This is a genomic window from Herbiconiux sp. VKM Ac-1786 (genome assembly GCF_015350805.1).
Lineage (GTDB): Bacteria > Actinomycetota > Actinomycetes > Actinomycetales > Microbacteriaceae > Herbiconiux.
This window is the reverse complement of record NZ_JADKSG010000001.1, coordinates 1,587,381-1,610,024: the sequence shown is the minus strand read 5'-3', so window position 1 is coordinate 1,610,024 and position 22,644 is coordinate 1,587,381. Positions and strand designations below refer to the sequence as shown.

Here is a 22,644-nt window from a genome sequence, read left to right as displayed (position 1 = left end):
CGCCGGCCGCTCAGCGCGCCAGCGCCCCCATCCACTCCTCCACCGCGGAAGGCGTCCGCGGCAGCCCCGCCGACAGCAGGATCGACGACGTCTCCGTGACCACGAGGTCGTCCTCGATCCGGATGCCCATCCCCCGCAGCTCGGCCGGCACCGTCAGATCGCCCGGCTGGAAGTACAGCCCCGGCTCGACCGTGAGCGCGTGGCCCGCCGCGAGAACCCCGCCGAGGTAGCTCTCGTGGGGCGCGTGGTTGCAGTCGTGCACGTCCATGCCGAGCATGTGCCCGGCCCGCGAGATGCTCCAGCGCCGGTGGTACGACGCCGAGGGCGCCATCGCCTCGTCGACCGAGCAGCGGATCAGCCCCAGCTCGATCAGCCCCTCCGTCAGCGAGCGCCCGCAGGCGTCCTGGTAGTCCTGGAAGCGCACGCCGGCCCGCAGCGCGTCGATGCCCGCCTGCTGCGCGCGCAGCACGATCGAGTAGACGTCGCGCTGCAGCGGCGTGAAGGTTCCGCTGACGGGCAGGGTGCGCGTGATGTCGGCGGCGTAGAGCGACGGCAGCTCGACCCCCAGGTCCATCAGCACGAGCTCGCCGTCGACGAGCGGGCCGGCGTTGCGGGTGTAGTGCAGGGTCGTGGCGTGGGATCCGGCGCCGACGATCGAGCCGTACGCCGGCCCCTCCCCCTCGACGAGGGCGCGGCGCGCGAAGGTGCCCTCGAGGTAGCGCTCGCCTCGGGGCTCGGCACGCGCATCCTGCCAGGCCTCGAGGCAGTCGTCGAAGCCCCGGGCGGTGCCGTCGACGGCGAGCTGCAGCTGGCCGATCTCCCAGTCGTTCTTGATCAGGCGCAGCTCGTCGAGCGCGGCCTTCAGCGCGAGGTGCGGCCCGAACGCGGTGCCGCAGGTCTGCCGCACGAGCTCGTCGACCCCCTCGTCGAGCGTGGGCAGCACCCGGATGCGCCGGGCCCGCCTGGCCGCCCGTTCGAAATCGCGGGCGAAGTCGGTCAGCGACCGGGTCTCGATGCCGAGCGCCGCCTGCGTCTCGGCCAGCGTCGGACGCGGCCCCACCCAGAGGTCGCCGAGCGCGTCGTTCTGCCAGAACTCGTCGCCGTCGCGGCCCGAGGGCGCCCGCAGGTAGAGGATCGACCCCGCCTCGCCGCCCGTGGTGTCGACCACGAGCACGCTCTCGGCGACGTCGTTGCCGGTCAGCCAGACGTGGTCGGTGCCCGGGCGGAAGCGGTGCTCGCTGTCGTTCGAGCGCACCCGCGGCAGGCCCGCCGGGATGATCAGCAGCTCGGCCGGCAGCGCCTGTGCGAGCCGCGACCGCCGCTCGGCCGTGTAGGCGATCACCGGGTCGTCGGGGTCGGTCACCGGCTCGGGGTCGTCCCAGCCCGCGGTCATGAACGCGCCGTCACCCGGCAGCGGGCTGCGGTTCACGGCCCGGGGCATGGTCCACAGAGCGGATGCCGCCGGCACGCCCTCCTCCAAGGGGGTCACGCGGCGGTCCGCTCCAGGGCGGCGGGCAGGTCCTCGAGCCAGCTCGCCCGGTCGGCCTCGGCCGGGGCGAGGGGCAGCCGGCCCAGACCGTCGGGAAGCGGGATCGCCGCCAGCAGCGCCCGCGTGTACGGGTGCAGCGGGTTCTGCCAGACGGTCTCGGTGTCGCCCGACTCCACGACCCGGCCGCGGTACATCACGAGCACGCGGTCGGCGATGCGCCGCACCACCGAGAGGTCGTGCGAGATGAACAGCAGCCCGGCGCCGGCCTCGACGCTCAGCGAGCGCATCAGCGCGGCGACGCTCGTCTGGGTGGAGGCGTCGAGGGCGGAGATGGGCTCGTCGGCCACGAGCATCCGCGGCCGGGCCGCGAGGGCCCGCGCGATGGCGATGCGCTGCTTCTGCCCGCCCGAGAACTCGTGCGGGTAACGGGTGATCATCGCCGGATCGAGCCCCACCCGGCGCAGCCAGTCGGCCGGGTCGGAGCCCTCGTCGCCCCGGGCGAGGGCCGCGCGCACGCCGTCGGCGAGCTGCTCGCCGATGCGGCGGCGGGGGTTGAGGGAGGAGTTCGGATCCTGGAACACCATCTGCATGCCCGTCATCGCGGGACTGCGACGGCGGAGGCCCAGCGGCGGCACGTCGAAGCCGTTCAGGCGCACGGCGCCGGCGCGGCGCTTCTCGATGCCGACGACGGCCCGCGCGAGGCTCGACTTGCCGCAGCCGCTCTCGCCCACGAGCGCCACGACCTCCCCGGCGGCGACTCGGAAGCCGACCCCGTCGACCGCCCGGAGCGGCGGCCGGCGGCCGTACTCCACGACGACGCCCTCGGCCTCGAGAACCGTGTCCGCGCTCATCGCGCACCCCCTTCGACGTCGTCCGCACCCTCGACCAGCTCCTCCACGAGCTCCTCCGGGCTCTCCTCGAAGCTCGACCCCGGCAGCGCCGCGAGCAGCGACCGCGTGTACGCGTTCTGCGGCGCGGTGAACAGCTGCTCCCGCGGCGCCGACTCCACGACGAGCCCCTGCCGCATCACCGTCACCTCGTCGGCGACGGCGCTCATCACGCCCAGATCATGGGTGACGAGCAGGATGCTCAGCCCCCCGTCATCGACGAGCTCGCGCAGCAGCTGCAGCACTCCGGCCTGCACGGTCACGTCGAGCGCCGTGGTCGGCTCGTCGGCCAGCAGCACGGTGGGGTCGCAGGCGAGCGCCACCGCGATCGCGATGCGCTGACGCTGACCGCCCGAGAACTGGTGGGGGTAGCGGGAGAGGGCGGCACGGGCATCCGGAACCCGCACCCGCTCGAGCAGGGCCTCGGCCTTCGACCGCGCGGCGGCCTTGGAGAGACCGAGGTGGTGGCGCAGGTGGTCGGTGAGCTGACGGCCGACGGTGAGCTGGGGGTGCAGGCTCGTCGACGGGTCCTGGAAGACCATCGCGACCCGGCGCCCGCGCACCGCCCCGAGCACCTGCCGCGAGGCGCCCACGAGCTCGATGCCCGGGCCGTCGGCGGGAGAATCGGAGGCCAGCCGGATGCTCCCGCTCGCCGTCATCGACCCGGGCAGCAGCCCGAGCACGGCCAGCGCCGTCATGGTCTTGCCCGACCCCGACTCCCCGGCCAGCCCGTGGATGCCGCCGCGCGTGAGCGCCAGGTCGATCCCGTCGACGATCGCGTGCGTGCGGGTGCGGATGCGTAGCCCGCTGATGGTGAGTGCATCGGTCACAGCGTGGTGCCTCCCCCGCGGATGGTCTGCGACTTCGGGTCGAGGGCGTCGCGCAGGGCGTCGCCGACAAAGTTGAACGCGATCACGACGGTGAGGATGGCGAGGCCCGGGAATACCCCGATCCACCACGCGTCGAAGTTCTGGATCGCATCCGACACCATCGACCCCCACTCGGCGGTCGGCGGCTTCGCCCCGAGCCCGAGGAACGACAGGCCCGACAGCAGCAGGATGGCCGTGCCGATGTCGAGGCTCGCGAGCACCAGCACGGGCCCGACGATGTTCGGCGCGATGTCGCGGCCGAGCGAGCGCAGCGGTGAGAAGCCGAGCAGCTGCCCCGACACGACGTAGTTCGAGGAGCGGAGGCCCAGCACGAGCCCGCGGGTGAGCCGGGCGTAGGCCGGCCACGAGACGATCAGCGCCGCGAGCACCGCGTTCAGCAGCGAGGCGCCGAGGGCCGCCGCGATGACCATGGCCAGGATGACCGTGGGGAACGCCATCACCAGGTCGGTGACCCGCATGGCCACCTCGTCGACCGCGCGGCCGAAGAACCCGGCGACGGCCCCGACGATCGCACCGATCAGCACCGACATCACGACGAGCAGCAGCGCGAGCGGGATCGTGACGCGGGCGCCCCAGATCACCCGGGAGAACACGTCGCGGCCGAGCGCGTCGGTGCCCATCAGGGTGCCCTCGCCGGGCGCCTGGAGGATCGGCAGGTCCTGCGCGAGCGGGTCGTGCGGGGCGATCACGGGGGCGAGCAGGGCGACGAGGATCCAGAGGATGCCGACGGCGGCGCCCAGGAGGCCCAGCGGCGCCGACCAGCGGCCGAGCCGGAGGCGGGGACGGCGCCAGCGCGGGCCGGCGGCGGAGACCGGGTCGAGCATCCCGGCGCCGACACCGTCGCGGGGGCCGGCCGGGGCGCCGTCGCGCGGATCGGGCCGGGTGGTTCGCGCATCCGTCACGAGGCCAGCCTCACTCTCGGGTCGAGCACGCCGTAGAGCAGGTCGACGATCAGGTTCACCAGCAGGTACATCACGCCGATCAGGAGGCCGACGCCCATGATGCCGGGCAGGTCGAGGTGTGAGGCGGCCTGGTAGGCGTACGAGCCGATGCCCGGCCAGGCGAAGATCGCCTCGACCAGCACGGTGCCGCTGAGCAAGCTGCCGAAGGCGAGACCCACGACGGTGAGAATCGGGATGCTCGCCCCCCGCAGCACGTACGAGAAGACCACCGTGCGGGTCGGCAGACCCTTGGCGCGGGCGGCGCGAACGTAGTCCTGGTCGAGGATCTCCAGCACCGCCGTGCGCACGAACCGGGTCAGCAGGCCCACCGTGTAGAGCGTCAGCACGAGCACCGGGAGGAACAGGTGCGAGGCCGCGTCGAGGAAGGTGTCGAGCTGACCGGCCAGCAGGGCATCCACCGTGTAGAGGCCCGTCACCGTGGGCGGCGTCGTGAAGTCGCTGCTCAACCGGCCCGAGCCCGGGGCGATGTGCAGCTGGAAGTAGAAGACGTAGTAGAGCACCAGCGCGAGCCAGAAGGTCGGCACGCTGAGGCCGGCCAGCGACACCACGCGGAGCACGTGGTCGGAGGCCTTGCCGCGGCGGTAGGCGGCGATGGTGCCGAGCACCACGCCGATGACCACGCTGAGCACGATGGCGCCGAGCGCGATCTCGAGGGTGGCCGGGAGGGCCTTCGCCAGGTCGTCGACCACGGGGTTGTGCGTGGTGGTCGAGACGCCGAGGTCGCCCTGCAGCAGATTGCCGAGGTAGGTGAAGTACTGCACCACGAGCGGCTGGTCGAGGCCGTAGGTGGCGCGGAACTGCGAGACGATCGCCGGGTCCTCCGCGGCGCGCTGGCCGAGGGCCGCCGCTACCGGGTCACCCGGCACCAGATTCGTCAGCACGAAGGTGACGAGGGTCACGCCCACCACGAGCAGCAGCGAGGTGAGCACGCGGCGCAGCGCGTAGCGGAGGAACGGGTGGGCCGCCCGGCCACCGCGCGAACGCGGTGACCGGACGGCCTTCGTGCTGGTGGACACGAGCTACTTCGCGGCGAGGGCCGCGATGTCGATGGTCCACACGGCGTTGTAGACGACGCCCGTCACGTCCTTCGCGGCGGCGATGTTGTTGCCGGGCTGGAGCAGCGGGATGAAGGGGCCGTCGGCGTTCAGCGCGGTCTGCAGCTCCTCGAAGCGCGACTGGCGCTCCTCGTCGGAGCCGCCGGCGGCCGCGGCGTCGGCCAGCGTGGAGATCGCGGGGTTCGCGCCCTCGGCCCAGCCGGAGCGGAGGCCGACGACGTTGCCCGGGGTGAACACGAGGTAGTCGCTCGGGTCGGGGTAGTCGGGGCCCCAGTACCAGAGGCCCATGGTCTCGGTGCCGTTGCGGTAGGCGTCGAGCTCGGTGGCGACGGGGGCCGGGGCGAGCTCGACCGTGATGCCGGCGTCCTTCAGCTGCGACTGGATGCGCTGGGCGATCGTCGGGAAGTCGATGCCGTTCAGGCTGATGTCGCTCGGGAAGTTGAGCGTCACCGACTCGCCGGCGTAGCCGCTCTTGGCGAGGTCGGCCTTGGCGGCGTCGAGGTCCTGCGTCAGCGCTCCGCTCTCGGGGAGGGCACCGAGCAGCATGCTCGGCACGACGCCGGAGGCCTGCGCGGTGCCGGTGCCGGCGATCGAGACGAGGTCGTCGTAGTCGATCGCCTCCTTGACGGCCTTCACGAAGTCGGGGTTCGAGGTGATCGCCGAGACGCTCGGGTTCTGGTTGAGCAGCAGGAAGATCACGTTCGCCGAGGGGTCGCTCGTGACCTCGACCGAGTCGCCGAGCGCCTCGGCCTGGGTGCCCGAGAGGTCGAGCGCCACGTCGGCGCTGCCGCCCTCGACGTTGATCGTCTGGGTCGCGCCCTCGACGTTCTGGATGACCACGCGGCCGTAGCCGGGGGCGTCGCCGTCGTAGTTCTCGTTCGCGGTCAGCACAACCTGCGAGGCGAGGTCGAGGGTGTCGAGCACGTACGGACCCGAGCCGGCGGAGGTGGTGTTGAGGAACTTCTCGGCGGTGTCGGTCTCGTCGGTGGTGCCGCCGTTCTCCTTCACGACCTTCGAGTTCAGGATGCCGAGGGCCGGGTTCGCCAGGATCGCCGGGAGGGCGGGCGTCGGGGTCTCGGTGGTGAGCACGACGGTCTTGTCGTCCTGCTTCGTGACGGTGACGCCGTCGAGGAGGAAGGAGGGGTTGCCCTTCAGGCCGATCACGCGCTGCAGCGAGAAGACCACGTCGTCGGCGGTCATCGCGGTGCCGTCGGAGAAGGTGTGCTCGCCGGTCAGGGTCAGCGTGAACGTCTTGGCGTCGTCGGACTGCTCGAGGCTCGCGAGCCCGTCGACGACCTTGGAGACGTCGCCGCCCTCGAAGGTGAGCAGGGTCTCGTAGAGCGCCTTGTCGACCAGCTGGCCGGTGGGCTCGTACATGCGGCCCGGATCGGCCGTCTTGAGGTCGAACGCCTTGTTGATGGTGAGCGTCTTGCTGCTGCCGTCGGCGGTGTCGGTGCGGCCGGAGGAGCAGCCCGCGACGAGGAGGGTGAGCGAGACCGCTGCCGCGGCGATGGCGACCCTCGTCGGGGTGGAGCGCGTTGTGCGTGTGGTGCGGAAAACCATGGAGGCCTCCTGGGAATGGGTCGGCTGGACGTGTTGGGAAACTGTGGCACAAATCGACGCAGTCCTTTTTCCCAGAGGCACTATCGTGGACGAAATGCCGCCGTCGGCGGGTGAGGAGTCGGATATGTCGATCACCGATCAGGCCGTGACCCCGGCCGCTGGACAAAGCGGGGGCGGCCTCGACGAGGTCAATCTGCGCATCCTCGCCATCCTCCGGGAGAACGGGCGCATCTCGATGTCGGCCCTCGCCGAGCGTGTCAACGTCTCGCGGGCGAGCGTCTACAACCGGGTCGAGCAGCTCACGGCCTCCGGGGTCATCACCGGGTTCTCGGCCCAGGTCGACCCGGGCAAGGTGGGGCTCGACGTCTGCGCGCTGGTGTTCGTGACGGTGCATCCGCAGTCGTGGCACCGGTTCCGGGAGGGCATCCTGCAGATGCCCGACGTCGAGTACTGCTGCATCACGACGGGTGAGCACGACGCGATGCTGCTGGTGCGCTCGCTCGACATCGGGGGCGTGCACGACTTCGTCACCGGCGTCGTGGCGGCGCGGCCCGAGGTGAAGTCGGTGGTGTCGGTGGTGGTGCTCGACGAGGTGGTGCGGAAGGCCTATCTGCTGCCCTCGGACATCCCCGACCGCTCGGGATCGACGAATCGGCTGGGGATGACGCGGTTCACGACCGCGGGGAACGGGCGGGACGCGGCGCGCAGCTGAGGCGGGTGGGCGCTCGCACGCCGGCACCGGGCAGGCCCCTGCCGATGGCTCCGGTCAGACCTCGACGCAGATGCTGACGTGGTCGACGCCGTCGATCTCGAAGTCCTCGACGAGCCGCACGCGGCCCTCGGCGTCGAGCTCGACCCGGCTTCCGCCGGTGCCGCTGACGACGGTGACGCCGTCGAGCATCTGGTGCGCGAACGAGACCTGCAGGGCGTCCCCGGTGCGCGTGCCGACGAAGCGCCCGAAGGTCACGGTGTCGCCGTCGTAGTCGCCCCAGATCACGCCGTCGCGCTCGAAATAGTGGAACCGCGACGGCGACGCGGGGTCGACCGCGCTGTTGGTCGAGGACTCCATCACGAACTCGCGGCCGTCGAGACTGGGGGCGGTGGGGGCTTCGTTCACGTCAAGGAGTATGCCCGACGACGGGTGTCGTCCTGATGCATCGGGCATTTCGTCGAATCCTTCAGGCCACGTTCGCGACGATCTGGACGAAACCGTCCCGGCGGGGCCGCGGCCCGTGCGATTCGTCTCAGAGCGCCTCGACCAGCTCGGCCAGCGCGCGGTCTGGGGTGCCGAAGCGGTGGGCCGTGATCGAGACCGCCTGCTCGCGCAGGAACGGGAGCAGCTCGAGGCGACCGGCCTCCGTCACCGGGCCGGCCCAGAGGGCGACGTCGGGGCGTCCGGCGGTGGCGGCCACGACCTCGTCGGCGGGGGTGCCGATCAGGCGGATGCGCGCCGGCGCCTGCCCGGCGAGGGACGCCGCCCACTGAGCATCCGTCTCGACCTGCACCGTCAGTGGCAGCCCGCCCGGCAGGCCCTCGAGCAGCGCGGCGAGCTCGGGGGCGCCGATGCTGACCGTGGCCGCGTCGCCGCTGCGGAGCGCCGCTGCGACGACGCGCAGCACCTCGACCGCCGGAGCCGCCGAGCCCGCCCGCACCACCGTGCCGCCCGCCGCGCGATAGCGGAACACGTTGTGCTCGGCGGCGACCTGCGAGACGTCGACGGCGGCGCCGAAGCGGTCGCTCCAGACGCGGGCGTCGCTCCGCGCGGCTCGGGTGAGGAACGCCAGGGCGTCGTCGTCGACGAGGGGCGATCGACGGGCGGCGGCCAGGACGGCGGTGACGGCGGGGAGGAGGGCGGGAGCATCCGGAACCGCGTCGGCGGAGGGCGCCGAGCCGGTGGCTGTCGCCGAGCCGGTGGCTGTCGCCGAGACGGTCGCCGGCACCGACCCGATGGTGGCAGCGGGCGCCGCCGGCACCCACGACCCGAGGTTCACGAGGTAGTTCGGTCCGCCGGCCTTGGCGCCCGCGCCGACCGACGACTTCTTCCAGCCGCCGAAGGGCTGGCGCTCGACGATGGCGCCGGTGATGCCGCGGTTGACGTAGAGGTTGCCGGCCTCGATACGGTCGAGCCAGGTCGAGATCTCGCCGCGGTCGAGCGAATGCAGGCCCGAGGTGAGGCCGTAGTCGACCTCGTTGACGATGTCGATGGCCTCCTCCAGCGTGGCCGCGGTCATGATGCCGAGGATCGGGCCGAAGTACTCGGTGCGGTGGAACGCCGAGCCGCGGGCGACGCCGTCGCGGAGGCCGGGGCTCCAGAGCCGGGCGTCGTCGTCGCTCAGGGCGCGCGGGCGGATCAGCCAGGACTCCCCCGCGCCGAGGGTCGTCAGCCCCTCCCGGAGCTTCGGGCCGGGCGCCTCGATCAGCGGGCCCATGCGGGTCGACGCGACGTGGGGCAGGCCGACCGGCAGCGAGGAGATCGCGTCCATCAGCTGCGAGCGGAAGCGGGGCGAGGACGCCACCGAGCCGACCAGCACCACGAGCGACGCGGCCGAGCACTTCTGGCCGGCGTGGCCGAAGGCGGAGGCGACGACGTCCTTGACGGCGAGGTCGAGGTCGGCCGAGGGGGTGACGATGATCGCGTTCTTGCCGCTCGTCTCGGCCAGGAGGGGCAACGACGGGCGGAACGAGCGGAACAGCTCGGCCGTCTCGAACGCGCCGGTCAGGATGACCCGGTCGACGGCGGGGTGCGAGACCAGCTGGCGGCCGAGCGTCTCCTCGTCGACGTCGACGAGCCGCAGCACGTCGGCGGGCACGCCGGCGGCCCAGAGCGCCTCGGCGACGAGCGCGCCCGAGCGGGCGGACAGGCCCGCCGGCTTGAACAGCACGGGTGAGCCCGCGGCGAGCGCCGCCAGCGCCGAGCCGGCCGGGATGGCGACGGGGAAGTTCCACGGCGGGGTGACGAGCGTCAGGCGGGCGGGCACGAACGTCGCGCCCTCGACGGCCTCGAGCTCGAGGCCGCGCTCGGCGTAGTAGTGGGCGAAGTCGACGGCCTCCGAGACCTCGGGGTCGGCCTGGTCGATGGTCTTGCCGGCCTCGGCGGCCATCACCTCGATCAGCTCGGCCCGGCGCTCCTCGAGCACGTCGCCGGCGCGGTGCAGGATGGCGCCGCGCTCGGCGGCCCCCAGCTCCGCCCACGCGCGACCGGCTTGAACGGTTGCGGCGACGATGCGCTCGAGCTCGGCCTCGGTCTCGACGCGTGCCGCTGCGACGGTGTCGATGCCGAGGGTGCTGCCCTCGATCTTTGCCAGGATCCCGTCGGCCCACTCGCGGTGGACGGCCACCGACGGGTCGGTGTCGGGCGTGCTGACGAAGCGGCCGGGCGCCGATCGGCCCACCTCCGCGAAGCGGTCGGCCACCCGGCGGGCCGGCGGCACCGCGGTGTCGAGGGCCTCGAGCGACGCCGTGAAGCGGCTGCGCTCGCGCTCGAACAGCTCGGGCCGGTCGTTCAGCTCGAAGACGGCCGACATGAAGTTCTCCTGCGACGCGCCCTCCTCCAGGCGCCGGATCAGGTACGCGATCGCCACGTCGAACTCCTTCGGCGACACCACCGGCGTGTAGAGCAGCAGCGAGCCGACCTCGCGCTTGACCGCCTCGGCCTGGCCCTGCGCCATGCCGAGCAGCATCTCGAACTCGAGGCCGTCGCGCACGCCGCGGCGGCCGGCGACGATCCAGGCGTAGGCGAGGTCGAAGAGGTTGTGGCCCGCGACGCCGAGCCGCACGTTGCCGATGCGGTCGGGGTGCAGGGCGTAGTCGAGGACGCGCTTGTAGTTGGTGTCGGAGTCCTGCTTCGTGCCCCAGGTGGCGAGCGGCCAGCCGTGCAGCGAGGCCTCGACCTGCTCCATCGGCAGGTTCGCGCCCTTCACCAGGCGCACCTTGACGCCGGCGCCGCCGTGGGCTCGGCGCTTCGCCGCCCACTCCTGCAGGCGCATCATCGCGGCGAGCGCGTCGGGCAGGTAGGCCTGCAGCACGATGCCGGCCTCGAGCTGCCGGAACTCGGGCCGGTCGAGCAGGCGCATGAAGACCTCGAGGGTGAGGTCGAGATCCTTGTACTCCTCCATGTCGAGGTTGATGAACTTCGCAGGCCGGCCGTTCTTCAGCGGCTTCGCGGCCTCGGCGAAGAGGGGGATGAGCTTCGCCACCACGTCGGCGACCGAGTCCTCGAAGGCCCAGGGCGCGTGCGGGGCGACCGTCGACGAGACCTTGATCGAGACGTAGTCGACGTCGTCGCGGCCGAGCAGCCGGATCGTGCCGCCGAGCCGTCGCCCGGCCTCCTGCTCGCCCAGCACGGCCTCGCCGAGGAGGTTCACATTCAGGCGCGTGCCCGGCTTGCGGATCTTCGCGATCGCCGGCCCGAGCTTGGTGTCCGTGGCGTCGATCACGAGGTGGCCGACCATCTGCCGCAGCACACGGCGCGCGATCGGCACCACGACGCCGGGCAGCACCGGCGCCATCACGCCGCCGAGGCGCACCGCGGCGCGGAGCGGCAGCGGCAGGAACGCGGGCACGTCGGGGGCGATGCGGGCGAGCGTGGCGGCGGCGACCTTCAGGTCCTCCGGGCGCACCACGCCGTCGACGAACCCGACCGTGAAATCGAGGCCCTTGGGGTCGGCGAGCACGCCGGCCAGGCGCGTGGCCGAGGCGTCGGACTCGTGGCTCGCGGCCTCGGTCAGCCAGCGGCGCACCAGCGCGACGACTTCGTCGGCGAGGGCGGCGGTGTCGGTGCTTTGCTCGCGGCGGGCAGCGGCGGCATCGGTCGTGGCGGCTCCGGTCACAGCGGCATCGGTCGTGGCGCGGGGCGCATCCGTCAGATCGGTCATGCAGCAATGCTCCGTCACGGCAAGCCTCAGCAAAAGCGATGGTTGCTGATGCATATGCGTAAGCTGACGTGAACAGAGAAGGGTCCGGATGCTCGACGTGCGCAAACTCGTGCTGCTGCGCGAACTGGCGATCCGCGGCACCATCGCGGCCGTCGCCGAAGCGCTCAGCTTCAGCCCGTCGGCCGTGTCGCAGCAGCTGAGCGCCCTCGAGCGCGAGGCGGGCGTGCCCCTGTTCCGCCGCACCGGACGACGCCTGCAGCTCACTCCCCAGGCCGAGGTGCTGGTGGCCTCCGCCGCCGAGCTGCTCGACACGCTCGAGCGCGCCGACGTGGCGCTGCAGTCCTCGCTCGACACGGTCAGCGGCACCCTGCGGGTCGCGGTGTTCCAGTCGGCGGCGCTCACCCTGATGCCCCCGGCCCTGCGATCGATGACCGACGAGCATCCGAACGTGCGCATCGAGATGGCGCAGCGCGAACCCGGCCAGGCGCTGCACGACACCTGGGCGCGGGAGTTCGACCTCGTGGTCGGCGAGGAGTACCCGGCGCACTCGGCCCCCTGGCTCAGCGGTCTCGAGCGGCACGACCTCACCAGCGACGCGGTCGAGCTGGCGCTGCCGGGCGAGGCGGCCAGCCCGCATCCGCTGGCCACGATGCAGGATGCCCGCACCATGCCCTGGGTGATGGAACCTCAGGGCACCGCGAGTCGCCACTTCGCCGAGCAGCTCTGCCGCGTCGCGGGCTTCGAACCCGACGTGCGCTACGAGACGGCGGATCTGCAGACGCAGATCCGGCTGATCGAGACGGGCAACGCCGTGGCGTTCATGCCCGAGCTGGTCTGGGCCGGGCGGCCCACCACCTGCCGGCTGGTCACGCCGCCCGGCGCCCCGCGGCGCACGATCTTCACGGCGCACCGGGCCTCGGCGAGCGGATCGTCGGCGATCAGCGCGCTGCGGGCGGCCCTCGAGGCCTCGGCGGCTTCGTGGCGGGCGTCCACCACGGGATAACTTGCACAGTAGTGTGCAAGTTAGTAGAATCGGGGGCGTGTCCACCACTCTCTCCCCCCGCGCCCCGCGGCGTGACGCCCTCGAGAACCGCGAGGCCATCGTGCTCGCCGCCTCGGTCGTCTTCCGCCGCGACCCCGAGGCGTCGCTCGACGCCGTCGCCGCCGAGGCCGGTCTCTCGCGCCGCGCCCTCTACGGCCACTTCTCCTCCCGCGACGAGCTGCTCGCCGAGCTGCTCACCCGCGGCGGCACCCGCATCTCCGAGGCGCTGGCCGACGTGCACCACGACGACCCGCGCATCCACCTCGCCCTGATCGGCGCCGCCATCTGGGCCGAGGTGCAGCAGGTGCGCGTGCTCGCCCAGCTCGCGGTGCACGGGCCGCTCGAGCAGACGGTGGCGTCGGCCCTGTCGCCGGTGCGCGCATCCGTTCGCCGGGCCACCCGCGCGGGCGTCTCTCAGGGTTATTTTCGCGAGAGCGTGCCCGTCGAGTCGCTCGCGCAACTGATCGAGGATGCGGCGATCGGCGTGCTCGACGTCGCCGTGCGCACCGACCTCGACGAGGCCGAGGGGCGGCGGCTCGTGATGACCGTCGGGCTGTCGGTCGCGGGGCTGTCGTGGCGGGAGGCGGATGCGCTGGTGGAGTCGATCCCGGCGGCGGTGCTCGCGCCGTGGAGTGCCGGGGACACCGACTCCTCTGACGCTTCTGACGAAGGGGGCCGGGCATGAGGATCGTGGCGCAGGGCGTGAGCAAGGGGCACGCGGGCATCCCGCTGCCGCAGCGCGACGTGGAGTTCGAGACCGGGCGGGTCACCGTCGCCGAGGCCGAGGTCGGCGACCAGCCGACCGTGCTCTCGCTCATCCTGAGCGGGCGGATGACGCCCGACAGCGGCTCGGTCACGCTCGACGGCGTGGACGACTCGGCGCGCATCCGGGAACTCGTCGCCCTCGTCGACGCCCCCGACGTGAGCGAGCCCGCCGCCGACCTGCAGCTGCGCGACGTCGTGCGCGAGGAGCTGATGTTCTCGGATCGCGCCGCTTCCCGCGCGGCCGTCGCCCAGATGCTGGCCGACGCCGGTGCCGGCGACTACGCGACGGTGCGGGTGGGGGACGTGCCGGCGGCGCTGCGCATCCGGCTGATGGTGGAGCTGGCCGCGTTCCGGCGCGGGGTGCGGGCGCTCGTGCTCGCCTCGCCCGACCGGCACGGCGGCGACCCGCACGAGTGGCTCGACATCGCCGACGACCTCGCGGCCCGCGACTTCGCGGTGCTCGTGGTCTGCGGCGCCCCCTCGGCGCAGCTCGTGCGCCCCCTCCTCGACGCCCGCGAGGCCGCGGCCCGCGAGGCGGCCGCCCGCGCCGCCGCCGAAGCCGCGGCCGCTGAGCCCACGGCCGCCGCGAGCGCCCCTCCCGCGCATCCTGCCGCCCACCTCGCCGCGCCACCCGCGCCGGCGCCCACCACTGAACTCACCGACACCGAACCGGAGTCACACGCGTGAAGATCTACCACCTCGTCGCCACCGAGCTGAAGCGGCTCACCGCGACCGGCATGGCGAAGCTCGCCCTCGTCGCCCTGATGCTCGTGCCCGTGCTCTACGCCGGGCTCTACCTCTGGGCCAACAACGACCCCTACGGCAACCTCAAGGACGTGCCCGTCGCGCTCGTCGTCGAGGACACCGGCGCCACCGTCGACGGCGAACCGGTCGACTACGGCACGCAGGTCGAGAACCAGCTTCTCGAGGACGAGTCCGTCGGCTGGATCGTCACCGACGCCGACACCGCCGAACAGGGCGTGCGCGACGGCACCTACGACTTCATCCTCACGCTCGGCCCCGACTTCTCGACCGCGCTCACGAGCGCCGAGGGCGACGCCCCTACCCAGGCCGTCGTCGAGCTCACCACGAACGACACCAACAGCTTCCTCGCCACCACGATCGCCGGCCAGGTCGCCGAGAAGGTGCGCGCCAGCATCACCGAGCAGGTCGGCAAGGAGGCGGCGCTGAAGCTCCTCGACGGCTTCGCCACCGTGCGCCAGAACCTCACGACCGCCGTCGACGGCGCCGACCAGCTCGCCGACGGCACTGCGACCGCGAGCGACGGCGGCCAGCAGCTCGCCTCGGGGGCGGGCACCGCGAACATCGGCGCGCTCCAGCTCGCCGACGGGCTGCAGCAGCTCCAAGCCGGCTCGGCCGCGCTGCCCGACCAGGCCAATCAGCTGAACGACGGCGCCCAGCAGCTCTCGGGCGGGCTGCAGCAGCTGCAGGCCGGCTCGGCCTCCCTGCCCGACGACACCGCGCGCCTGAACGACGGCGCGCAGCAGGTCGCGGCGGGCAACGCCCAGCTCGCGACAACGGCCTCGGGTCTCGCGACCCAGGTTCAGGATGCGGTGGACCAGGCTGCGGCCGTGCGCACCGACGCCGAGGCGGCCATCGCCGCCGCCCCCGGCCTGACCGACGCCGAGAAGCAGGCGCTCCTCGCCGACATCGCGCAGATCGCCACCGCCGTGGACGACGGCAACACCAAGGTGCAGGCCGCCAACACCCAGATCGGCCAGCTCGCCGCCGGAAGCGCAGCCGTCGCCGCCGGAACGCAGCAGCTGGCCGACGCGGCTCCGCAGCTCTCGGGCGGCATCGCGACCGCCGCCTCCGGAGCCTCGCAGCTCGCCGCCGGAACCCAGCAGCTCGCCGACGCCGCCCCCACGCTGACGAACGGCATCGCCTCCGCGGCGTCCGGTGCGTCCCAGCTGGCGGGCGGAGTGACGCAGCTCGCCCAGGGCTCGCTCGACCTCGCGGGCGGACTCGGCACCCTCGACAGCGGGGCGGACGAGCTGCGTGACGGCCTCGCATCCGGACTCGACGACGTGCCGAACCAGACCGCCGACCAGCGCGAGACCGCGGCCCAGACCATCTCCGACCCGGTCGCGGTCGACAACGACGCCGTCACCAAGGCGAGCAACTACGGGGCCGGCATGGCGCCGTTCTTCATCAGCCTCGCGGCCTGGATCGGCATCTACGCGCTGTTCCTGATCGTGAAGCCGCTGTCGCGCCGCGCGCTGACCGCGATGAAGAAGCCCTTCACGGCGACCACCGCCGGCTGGGCCGCGCCTGCGCTCCTCGGTGCGGTGCAGATGCTCGCGGTGTTCGGCATCATCACGCTCGCGCTCGGCTACCAGGTCGAGCACCCGTGGGGGATGCTCGGCTTCATGGTGCTCACCTCGGCGACGTTCGCGACGATCATCCTGGCCCTGAACATCCTGCTCGGCAGCGTCGGGCAGTTCCTCGGGCTGGTGCTGATGGTGCTGCAGCTGGTGACGGCGGGCGGGACGTTCCCGTGGCAGACGCTGCCCGGGCCGCTGCAGGTGCTGCACCAGGTGCTGCCGATGAGTCATGCGGTCGACGGCATCCGGCAGCTGATGTACGGAGGCGACGTGTCGCTCGCGGGGGCCGACGCCGGGGCGCTCGTGTTCTGGCTGCTCGGGGCGCTGCTCGTGTCGTACCTCGGGGCGCGGCGCATGACGCGGCACCGCACGCTGCGCGACCTCCGCCCCTCGCTCATCGGCTGACGCGGGCCGGCGCCCGCGCCCGCCACACCCCGCGCCCGCGCCCGCCACCCCTCCCCCTCCCCCTCGCCCCCTTCCCCTTCGCGAGTGGTCACTTTCGGCGCGAAGTCGCAGCGTGTCACCGCCAAAAGTGACCACTCGCGAAGGTTCCGGGGTGCGGGCGGGCGGGGGCGGGGCCCAGGGCTAGGAGACCGTGAGGGTGCGGGTGTGCCAGCCCGAGGCGCCGTCGGGGGCCGGGGGCGCCTCGTCGGAGGTCTGGGTGTAGCCCGAGCGGTCGGTCGCCCGCACCGAGACGGTGTGGTCGCCGGAGGTGGCGTCCCACTCGTAGACCCACTGCACCCAGGTGTCGATGCCGGCGGTGTCGGCGAGCCGCGCATCCGCCCAGGGGCCGTCGTCGACGCGCACCTCGACCTTCTCGATGCCGGTGTGCTGGGCCCAGGCGACGCCCGCGATCGGCACCGTGCCGGCCGAGATCGAGGTGCCGGCGCGCGGCACGTCGATGCGCGACTCGGTCTTGACCGGGCCGAGGGCCGACCAGCCGCGGGGCGTCCAGTAGCCCTCGGATTCGGCGAAGGTCGTGAGCTGCAGCTCGGTCACCCACTTCGTCGCCGAGACGTAGCCGTAGAGGCCGGCGACGACGACGCGCACGGGGAATCCGTGCTCGACGGGCAGCGGTTCGCCGTTCATGCCGACGGCGAGGATGCCGACGCGATCCGGGTCCTGCAGCACCTCGAGCGGGGTTCCGGCGGTGAAGCCGTCGATGCTGCGGCTGAGCACCATGTCGGCGCCCGGCAGCGGCTTCGCACGGGCGAGCAGCTCGCGAATGGGGTAGCCGAGCCAGAGCGCGTTGCCGATCAGGTCTCCGCCGACCTCGTTCGAGACGCAGGCGAGGGTGACCGGATGCTCTTCCAGCGGCAGCGCGACGAGATCGTTCCACGACAGCTCGATCTCCTCCTCGACCATGCCGGTGATCTTCAGCGACCACGTGCTCGCGTCGACGCTCGGCACCTGGAGGGCGGTGTCGATGCGGTAGAACTCGGCGTTCGGGGTGATGTAGGAGGCGAGGCCGTCGAGGCCGAGCTCGGCTCCGGCTGGGGCGGCGGGCGCGGGGGTGGCGGCGGCGGGGAGGGTGATGGCCTCGCGGGCGGCGGTGACCGCCGACGCCGCGGCGTTCATGCTGCGGGCGATGACGCCGGCGAACACGGCGCCGACGGCGGTCACGCCGGTCGCGACGAGGAACCGCCGCCGATCGACGCGGGCTGCGCCGGGCGCGGCGGCCGGAGTCGCGGTCTGGGTGGCGGGGCCGGCGGAAGAGGGGGACGCGCTGTCGGCGGCCGGGCCTCCGGGGACGGTGGGGGCCCGGGTCGCATCCGCAGTGGTGGAGGCGCGGGAGGTGGCGGGGACGGTGGGGGCCTGGGTCGCGTCCGCGGAGGTGGAGGTGCGGGAGGCGCCTGGAGCAGCGGCCGCCCGGGCGGCGACGGGCACGCGGGCGGGGGCGGCGAGGGGGCGGGTGGTGGAGGCCTGCCAGGCGCGGAGGCGCTGGGCGAGCATCCGGAGCAGGAGGGCACCGGCGATCATGCCCACGACCGTCGGCAGGCCCGAGAGGGGGCCGGCGCCGGAGCGGGTGGTGACCGCGAGCACCGCGATGCCCGAGACGAGCACGAGGAGGGCTACGCCGAACGGGGTGCGACGCCGTTCGAGCAGGCCGGCGAGGGCGGCGAGCACCGCCACGACCACGCCGAGCAGCGTCAGCAGCGCGGCCTTGTCACCGGTGCCGAAGAGCTGGATGACCAGGTCTTTCACGCCGGGTGGGGCGAGGTCGATGACGAGGGATCCGACCGCGAAGAGCGGGCTCGTCGACGCGCCCGCGAACACCGCGATGACCTCGGCGATCGCGAGCACGGCGGCGGCCGAGGCGAGGCCCGCGGCGGCGGCCCAGAGTTTCCAGCGCATGCCTCATCTTCGTACCCGGGCCTGGGGGTGCGCCGTGCGCGGTGGTGGCGCGGGCGTGGGCGTGGGCGTGGCGCGGCCGGCGCGGTGGTGGCCCGGGAGGTGCGGCCGTTCAGCGGCGGCGAGTCAGGGCACGCGGTCAGCGGCGGCGGGCGCGGAGGCGGCGCACGAGGGCCGCGATCGCGCGCCAGCCCACGAGGAAGACGCCCAGCACGATCGTCGTCACGATGACGAAGCTCAGCTGCACGCCCTGGCCGCTCGCGACGCGCAGCAGCATGCCGAGCACGACCGCCGCCAGCCACACCACGACGCCGGTGGGCCACACGGCGAGGGGGCGGCGCCAGCCGAGAGAGGCCAGCCAGCCGACCGCCGCGCCCGCGACGAAGGGCCACGCGGTGACGGCGAATCCGGCGAGCGCGTCGCCCTCGTCGTGGCTGCGTCGCCCGATCGCCACGAACAGCAGCACCAGCACGAGGTCGACGACGGCCGCGATCACGACGGCCCGAGCGGATGCGCGGCGAGCGGTCGGGGCGGCGGAGGAGGTCACCGCTCGATCCTAGGCGCCGCCGCCCCAGCGGCGGATGGGAGGGGCGGGGCACCACGAGTGGGACGGGCAGCAGCAGCGGCGGGCGCGCGGCGCCACGAGGGGGGCGGGGCCCGGGCGGCGCGGCGCGCATCCGGATACCGTGACCCGCATGACGAGCGACGTGAGCGGATGGGCCGAGGTCGGCGACGGGGTCTTCGTGCGGCGGTACGAGCCGGTCGACGTGTCGGTGGGGGCGATCGTGGGGCCGACCGGCGTGACCATCGTCGACACGCGGAACAGCCCCGAGGAGGGCGACGAGATCCTGCGCGACGTGGTCGCCGAGTTCCGGCGCCCGGTCGTCGCCGCGATCAACACGCACGCCCACTACGACCACACCTTCGGCAACGAGCGCTTCGCCGCGCACGGGGTCGGCATCTACGGGCATGTGCTCGTTCCGCGGCACTTCGAGCAGCACGAGGCCCCGCGGCTCGCCGCCGTGCAGGCCGACCCGACCCGCGAGCCCGACAAGAACTGGGCGGGCGTGCACCTGACCCCGCCGACAGTGCTCGTCGACGCACCCCTCACGATCGACCCGGGCGAGCGGATGATCGAGCTGCTGCCGATCGACCCGGGACACACCGACACCGACCTAGCCGTGCACGTGCCCGACGCGGGGGTCTGGTTCCTCGGCGACGTGATCGAGGAGTCGGGCGCGCCGATGTTCGGCTCGGGCTCGTTCCCGCTGGGGTGGCCGGCGGCGCTGCGCTCGGTCCTCGGGCGGATCGGGGACGGTGACGTCATCGTGCCGGGGCACGGCGCGGTGGTCGACCGGGCGTTCGGCGAGCGCCAGGCCGACCGGCTTGAGCAGGTGGCGTCATTCGTGCGGCGGGCCCACGACTCCGGTGCGACGGTCGCGGGCGCCGAACTCCCGGCCGAGCTGCTCGGGCTGTGGCCGGACGCGTCCCTGCGCTCGGCACTCCGCGCGGGCTACGCCGCCCTGTCGGCCGAGGGCTGACGCCCCGGGTTCATCGGCCGAGGGCTGACGCCCGGGTCAGCCCGCCGAGACCTCGCCCGCGACGATTGCGTCCGCGTACTTCCGCACGTCCGGCCCCGGCTCGTAGTCGATGAACCGGTCCTTGAGGAGCCGGTTCAGCTCGGCGTACGCCTCGTCGGAGGTGGCGTCGGAGTGGGAGGCCGCGACGGCCGAGACGGCCTCGCGCAGCACGTTGTCGGCGTCGTCGAGGATCTTGGCGCGCGCTTCGTCGTTCCAGCGGATGTCTGAGTTGTCCATGCCCTCACGCTATGCCGGTCATCCCGACCCGCAAGGGGCTCGGCGCCACGAAGCCCTTCAGCGGCCGGACGCCGGGACGGGTCAGGCCCGACTCAGGCCCGCGACTCGGCACGACGCAGGCGCGACTCAGGCCGAATGGACTCAGGCCGGCGCGAGCTGCAGCACCGGCTTCGCGGTGGCCGGAGTCGCGCCCGGCGCGCTCGGCGCGATCCACTGCGCATTGACCGTCACCGGTTCGGTGCCCGCGGCGAACGCGACCGGGAAGTCGAACGTTCCGGCGGTCGTGAGCGGCCCGGAGAAGAGCTGGCCGCCCAGGTACGGCTCCTCGAACGTCCAGCCGCTCGGCAGGGTGACGACCGAGTCCTCCGACAGCGGGGTGATGATGAGCACCCCCTGGTAGCCGAGCGCATAGCTGTTCGACGGAACCGTCAGCCGCAGGGTCGACGTGCCTCCGTGCACCGCGGGGTTCGTGGTCCAGGCCATCGTCGGGAACCCGCGCGGACCGACCTCGATGCTCGAGGTCACCGACCCGGTGGCGCCGCTCTCGGTCCAGGTCGCGAGCGTCGTCCAGTTGCCCGACAGCTCGCCGAACTCGACGTTGAACCCCTTGGCCCCCGCCGTCACGCCGGGCGGGGCGACGATGGTGATCGAGCGCCCGTTCTTCGAGACCGTCCAGCCCGACGGCGCGACGACGTCCTTCGCCGGCTCGGCGTAGCCCTCGACCACCGTCAGGGTCAGCGTGCCGGTTCCGCGCACCACCGGTGCGCCGCCCACGCCGGGCTTCAGCGTGAGCAGCAGCAGCGACGACTCCTTCTGCACGCCGGGCGGGTCGACCCAGGTCAGCGTGGCGGTGAGCCCGCCGTCGCTGGCGGCGGCGAGGGGAGCGCCGACGGCCGCGAGGATCACGGGGGCCGACCAGGCCGCGCCCAGCAGGGTGCGCCGGCCGACACCGGAGGGCACGGGGGCGAGGGAGTCGATGGTCATCACAGCCGAGTCTCACGGCGGCCCGGGCCCAGGACAACCGCCGCTTCCGGACATGTCCGCAACAGGACAGGCCGCCTCGCACACCCGCCTCGCACACCCGCCTCAGCCATCCGCCTCAGACATCCGACGGATGCGCGCCCGCCGCCTCTGCGTCAGACTGAGGCGATGACCCACACCGACATCACCGTGCTGAACTACACCGTGAACGCCGACGTCTACGCCCGCTACGGCGCCGACTTCGACACCGAGGCGGTGAACGACGAGATCCTGCGCATCGTCAACGCCGAGGCGCCGGCCGGCGTCACCGTGCACCGCAACGGCAAGGTCGTCGCCGAGGACGACGCGATTGACGCCGCCCGCTCCTTCGACTGGGCCGGCCTCCTGAAACGCATCGACCTCGACACGATCCTCGCCGAGCACGGCCGCTGACCCTCGCGCGGCGGCTCGCGGGCGCGGGTGACGAGCGGATGCGCGCACGGCACCCGCGCCGCGGCCCCGCCGCGCATCCGCCCCACTGTGAACCTGCGCCACATCGTCGGTGAAGCGATGATCGCTTGTGCAGCCGGACGCCCACCGCGAGGCTGACACCGTGCCCCTCCGCGATCGCCTCCTCGCCGCCCTCGTCGCCGTGCTGTGGGGGGTCAACTTCGTGGCGATCCACTTCTCGCTGGAGCACTTCCCGCCGTTCTTCCTGGTGGCGCTGCGGTTCCTGGTGCTGGCGATCCCGACGGTGCTGTTCGTGAAGTGGCCCGGCGTGAAGGTGCGGTGGCTGCTCGGGTACGGGCTGGGGTTCGGCATCCTGCAGTTCGCGTTCCTCTACGCGGGGATGTCGGCCGGCATGCCGCCCGGGCTGGCCTCGCTCGTGCTGCAGGCCTCGGCGCCGTTCACGGTGGTGCTGGCCGCGCTGTGGCTTCGGGAGCGGCTGACCGTGGTGCAGGGGGTGGGCATCCTGATCGCCGTCGCCGGGCTCGGCGTGATCGCGGCCGAACGGGCGGGCGTCTCAGCGCTGCTGCCGGTGGTGCTGACGCTGTTCGGCGCGCTCGGCTGGGCGTTCGGCAACATCTGCAGCCGCCAGGCGAAGCCGGTCAGCCCGCTCGGGCTCACGATGTGGATGTCGGTCGTGCCGCCCGTGCCCCTGCTCATCCTGTCGCTGCTCGTCGAGGGGCCGGAGCGCATCGGCGAGTCGCTCGCCACCGCGTTCACGCTCGACGCGCTGCCCGCTCTGATCGGGCTCGCCTACACGGTGCTGCTCGGCACGGTCGTCGGCTCGGGCATCTGGGTGACGCTGATGAAGCGCAACCCGTCGAGCCGCGTCGCGCCGTTCTCGATGCTGGTGCCGGTGGCGGGGTTCACGAGTGCGTGGCTGATCCTCGGGGAGGTGCCGAACGTCGGCGACCTGGTGGGCGGCGCGATCGTGATCGCGGGGGTGCTCATCGCGACGGTCCCGTGGCGCGGCCGCCGCCCGCCCCGTCCCGCGCCCGCCGGGCCGCCCGTCGGCGAGCGCGCCGCCGCCGCCGAGCCGCCCCTCGGCGAGCGCCCCGCCGCCGTCGGCACGGGAGGAGAATCCGGGCGATAGCCCGTATACGGGCCCATCGGCGCGATTCTCCTCCCGTGCCGAC

Annotated in this window: 20 protein-coding genes; 8 read left to right on the top strand and 12 right to left on the bottom strand. The window is 73.1% G+C overall.

Translation table 11 applies throughout. The annotated features are described in order from the left end of the window. Window positions 1-10 precede the first annotated feature (10 nt). The 6 genes from ITJ64_RS07980 to ITJ64_RS07955 are packed head-to-tail and all read right to left on the bottom strand — an operon-like array spanning window position 11 to window position 6,846. Window positions 11-1,489 (bottom strand): aminopeptidase P family protein, encoded by a 1,479-nt coding sequence (locus tag ITJ64_RS07980; protein WP_370545092.1) that lies wholly within the window; start codon window positions 1,487-1,489, stop codon window positions 11-13. Continuing rightward, window positions 1,486-2,340 (bottom strand): ATP-binding cassette domain-containing protein, encoded by an 855-nt coding sequence (locus tag ITJ64_RS07975; RefSeq protein WP_194680129.1) that lies wholly within the window; start codon window positions 2,338-2,340, stop codon window positions 1,486-1,488. Before ITJ64_RS07975 ends, ITJ64_RS07980 begins: the two co-directional genes overlap by 4 nt. After that, window positions 2,337-3,206 (bottom strand): ABC transporter ATP-binding protein, encoded by an 870-nt coding sequence (locus ITJ64_RS07970; protein ID WP_194680128.1) that lies wholly within the window; start codon window positions 3,204-3,206, stop codon window positions 2,337-2,339. Before ITJ64_RS07970 ends, ITJ64_RS07975 begins: the two co-directional genes overlap by 4 nt. Further along, the gene (locus ITJ64_RS07965) at window positions 3,203-4,168 is read right to left on the bottom strand and encodes an ABC transporter permease (protein ID WP_370545091.1); all 966 of its coding nucleotides are present in this window, start codon (window positions 4,166-4,168) and stop codon (window positions 3,203-3,205) included. Before ITJ64_RS07965 ends, ITJ64_RS07970 begins: the two co-directional genes overlap by 4 nt. Continuing rightward, window positions 4,165-5,244, bottom strand: a complete 1,080-nt coding sequence (locus ITJ64_RS07960) for an ABC transporter permease (RefSeq protein WP_194680127.1) — start codon at window positions 5,242-5,244, stop codon at window positions 4,165-4,167. The genes ITJ64_RS07965 and ITJ64_RS07960 overlap by 4 nt, the downstream gene beginning before the upstream one ends. 3 nt (window positions 5,245-5,247) lie before the next feature. Continuing rightward, entirely contained in the window at window positions 5,248-6,846 is a 1,599-nt protein-coding gene (locus tag ITJ64_RS07955; protein WP_194680126.1) for an ABC transporter substrate-binding protein, read from the bottom strand. A gap of 124 nt (window positions 6,847-6,970) precedes the next feature. On the opposite strand from ITJ64_RS07955, the gene ITJ64_RS07950 reads away from it, so the two are divergent. Beyond that, window positions 6,971-7,558 (top strand): Lrp/AsnC family transcriptional regulator, encoded by a 588-nt coding sequence (locus tag ITJ64_RS07950; RefSeq protein ID WP_194680125.1) that lies wholly within the window; start codon window positions 6,971-6,973, stop codon window positions 7,556-7,558. A 54-nt stretch (window positions 7,559-7,612) separates the two neighbouring features. Here ITJ64_RS07950 and ITJ64_RS07945 read toward each other — a convergent pair whose 3' ends face one another. Continuing rightward, window positions 7,613-7,963, bottom strand: coding sequence for a hypothetical protein (locus tag ITJ64_RS07945; RefSeq protein WP_370545090.1), 351 nt, complete (start codon window positions 7,961-7,963; stop codon window positions 7,613-7,615). A gap of 127 nt (window positions 7,964-8,090) precedes the next feature. Further along, complete coding sequence (locus tag ITJ64_RS07940) at window positions 8,091-11,720, bottom strand: bifunctional proline dehydrogenase/L-glutamate gamma-semialdehyde dehydrogenase (RefSeq protein WP_194680124.1); 3,630 nt, start codon at window positions 11,718-11,720, stop codon at window positions 8,091-8,093. A gap of 88 nt (window positions 11,721-11,808) precedes the next feature. Here ITJ64_RS07940 and ITJ64_RS07935 point away from each other — a divergent pair, with 88 nt between their 5' ends. Genes ITJ64_RS07935 through ITJ64_RS07920 form a run of 4 tightly spaced genes read left to right on the top strand, consistent with a single transcriptional unit; the run spans window position 11,809 to window position 16,277 of the window. Then, window positions 11,809-12,723, top strand: a complete 915-nt coding sequence (locus ITJ64_RS07935; protein WP_194680123.1) for a LysR family transcriptional regulator — start codon at window positions 11,809-11,811, stop codon at window positions 12,721-12,723. A 37-nt stretch (window positions 12,724-12,760) separates the two neighbouring features. Further along, entirely contained in the window at window positions 12,761-13,447 is a 687-nt protein-coding gene (locus ITJ64_RS07930; RefSeq protein ID WP_194680122.1) for a TetR/AcrR family transcriptional regulator, read from the top strand. Beyond that, window positions 13,444-14,214, top strand: a complete 771-nt coding sequence (locus ITJ64_RS07925; RefSeq protein ID WP_194680121.1) for a hypothetical protein — start codon at window positions 13,444-13,446, stop codon at window positions 14,212-14,214. Before ITJ64_RS07930 ends, ITJ64_RS07925 begins: the two co-directional genes overlap by 4 nt. After that, complete coding sequence (locus ITJ64_RS07920; RefSeq protein ID WP_194680120.1) at window positions 14,211-16,277, top strand: YhgE/Pip domain-containing protein; 2,067 nt, start codon at window positions 14,211-14,213, stop codon at window positions 16,275-16,277. Before ITJ64_RS07925 ends, ITJ64_RS07920 begins: the two co-directional genes overlap by 4 nt. 180 nt (window positions 16,278-16,457) lie before the next feature. Here the strand turns inward: ITJ64_RS07920 and ITJ64_RS07915 are convergent, their stop codons facing one another. Together ITJ64_RS07915 and ITJ64_RS07910 are read right to left on the bottom strand one after the other, a co-directional pair. Then, window positions 16,458-18,227 (bottom strand): molybdopterin-dependent oxidoreductase, encoded by a 1,770-nt coding sequence (locus tag ITJ64_RS07915; protein WP_194680119.1) that lies wholly within the window; start codon window positions 18,225-18,227, stop codon window positions 16,458-16,460. 136 nt (window positions 18,228-18,363) lie between these two features. Continuing rightward, window positions 18,364-18,771, bottom strand: a complete 408-nt coding sequence (locus ITJ64_RS07910; protein WP_194680118.1) for a DUF3054 domain-containing protein — start codon at window positions 18,769-18,771, stop codon at window positions 18,364-18,366. 148 nt (window positions 18,772-18,919) lie between these two features. On the opposite strand from ITJ64_RS07910, the gene ITJ64_RS07905 reads away from it, so the two are divergent. Continuing rightward, on the top strand, window positions 18,920-19,765 hold the full coding sequence (locus tag ITJ64_RS07905; RefSeq protein WP_194680117.1) for an MBL fold metallo-hydrolase: 846 nt from the start codon (window positions 18,920-18,922) through the stop codon (window positions 19,763-19,765). 36 nt (window positions 19,766-19,801) lie between these two features. Here ITJ64_RS07905 and ITJ64_RS07900 read toward each other — a convergent pair whose 3' ends face one another. Further along, window positions 19,802-20,041 (bottom strand): hypothetical protein, encoded by a 240-nt coding sequence (locus tag ITJ64_RS07900; protein WP_194680116.1) that lies wholly within the window; start codon window positions 20,039-20,041, stop codon window positions 19,802-19,804. A 141-nt stretch (window positions 20,042-20,182) separates the two neighbouring features. Further along, window positions 20,183-21,025 carry a hypothetical protein gene (locus tag ITJ64_RS07895; RefSeq protein WP_194680115.1) on the bottom strand — a complete coding sequence of 281 codons (843 nt, stop codon included), beginning with the start codon at window positions 21,023-21,025 and terminating at the stop codon, window positions 20,183-20,185. 165 nt (window positions 21,026-21,190) lie between these two features. Between ITJ64_RS07895 and ITJ64_RS07890 the strand changes: the two genes are divergently transcribed. Next, a complete protein-coding gene (locus tag ITJ64_RS07890; protein WP_173182273.1) occupies window positions 21,191-21,454 on the top strand; it encodes a hypothetical protein in 264 nt (87 codons plus the stop codon). Between the two features lie 160 nt (window positions 21,455-21,614). Continuing rightward, a complete protein-coding gene (locus ITJ64_RS07885; RefSeq protein ID WP_194680114.1) occupies window positions 21,615-22,601 on the top strand; it encodes an EamA family transporter in 987 nt (328 codons plus the stop codon). The last annotated feature ends 43 nt before the right edge of the window (window positions 22,602-22,644 follow it).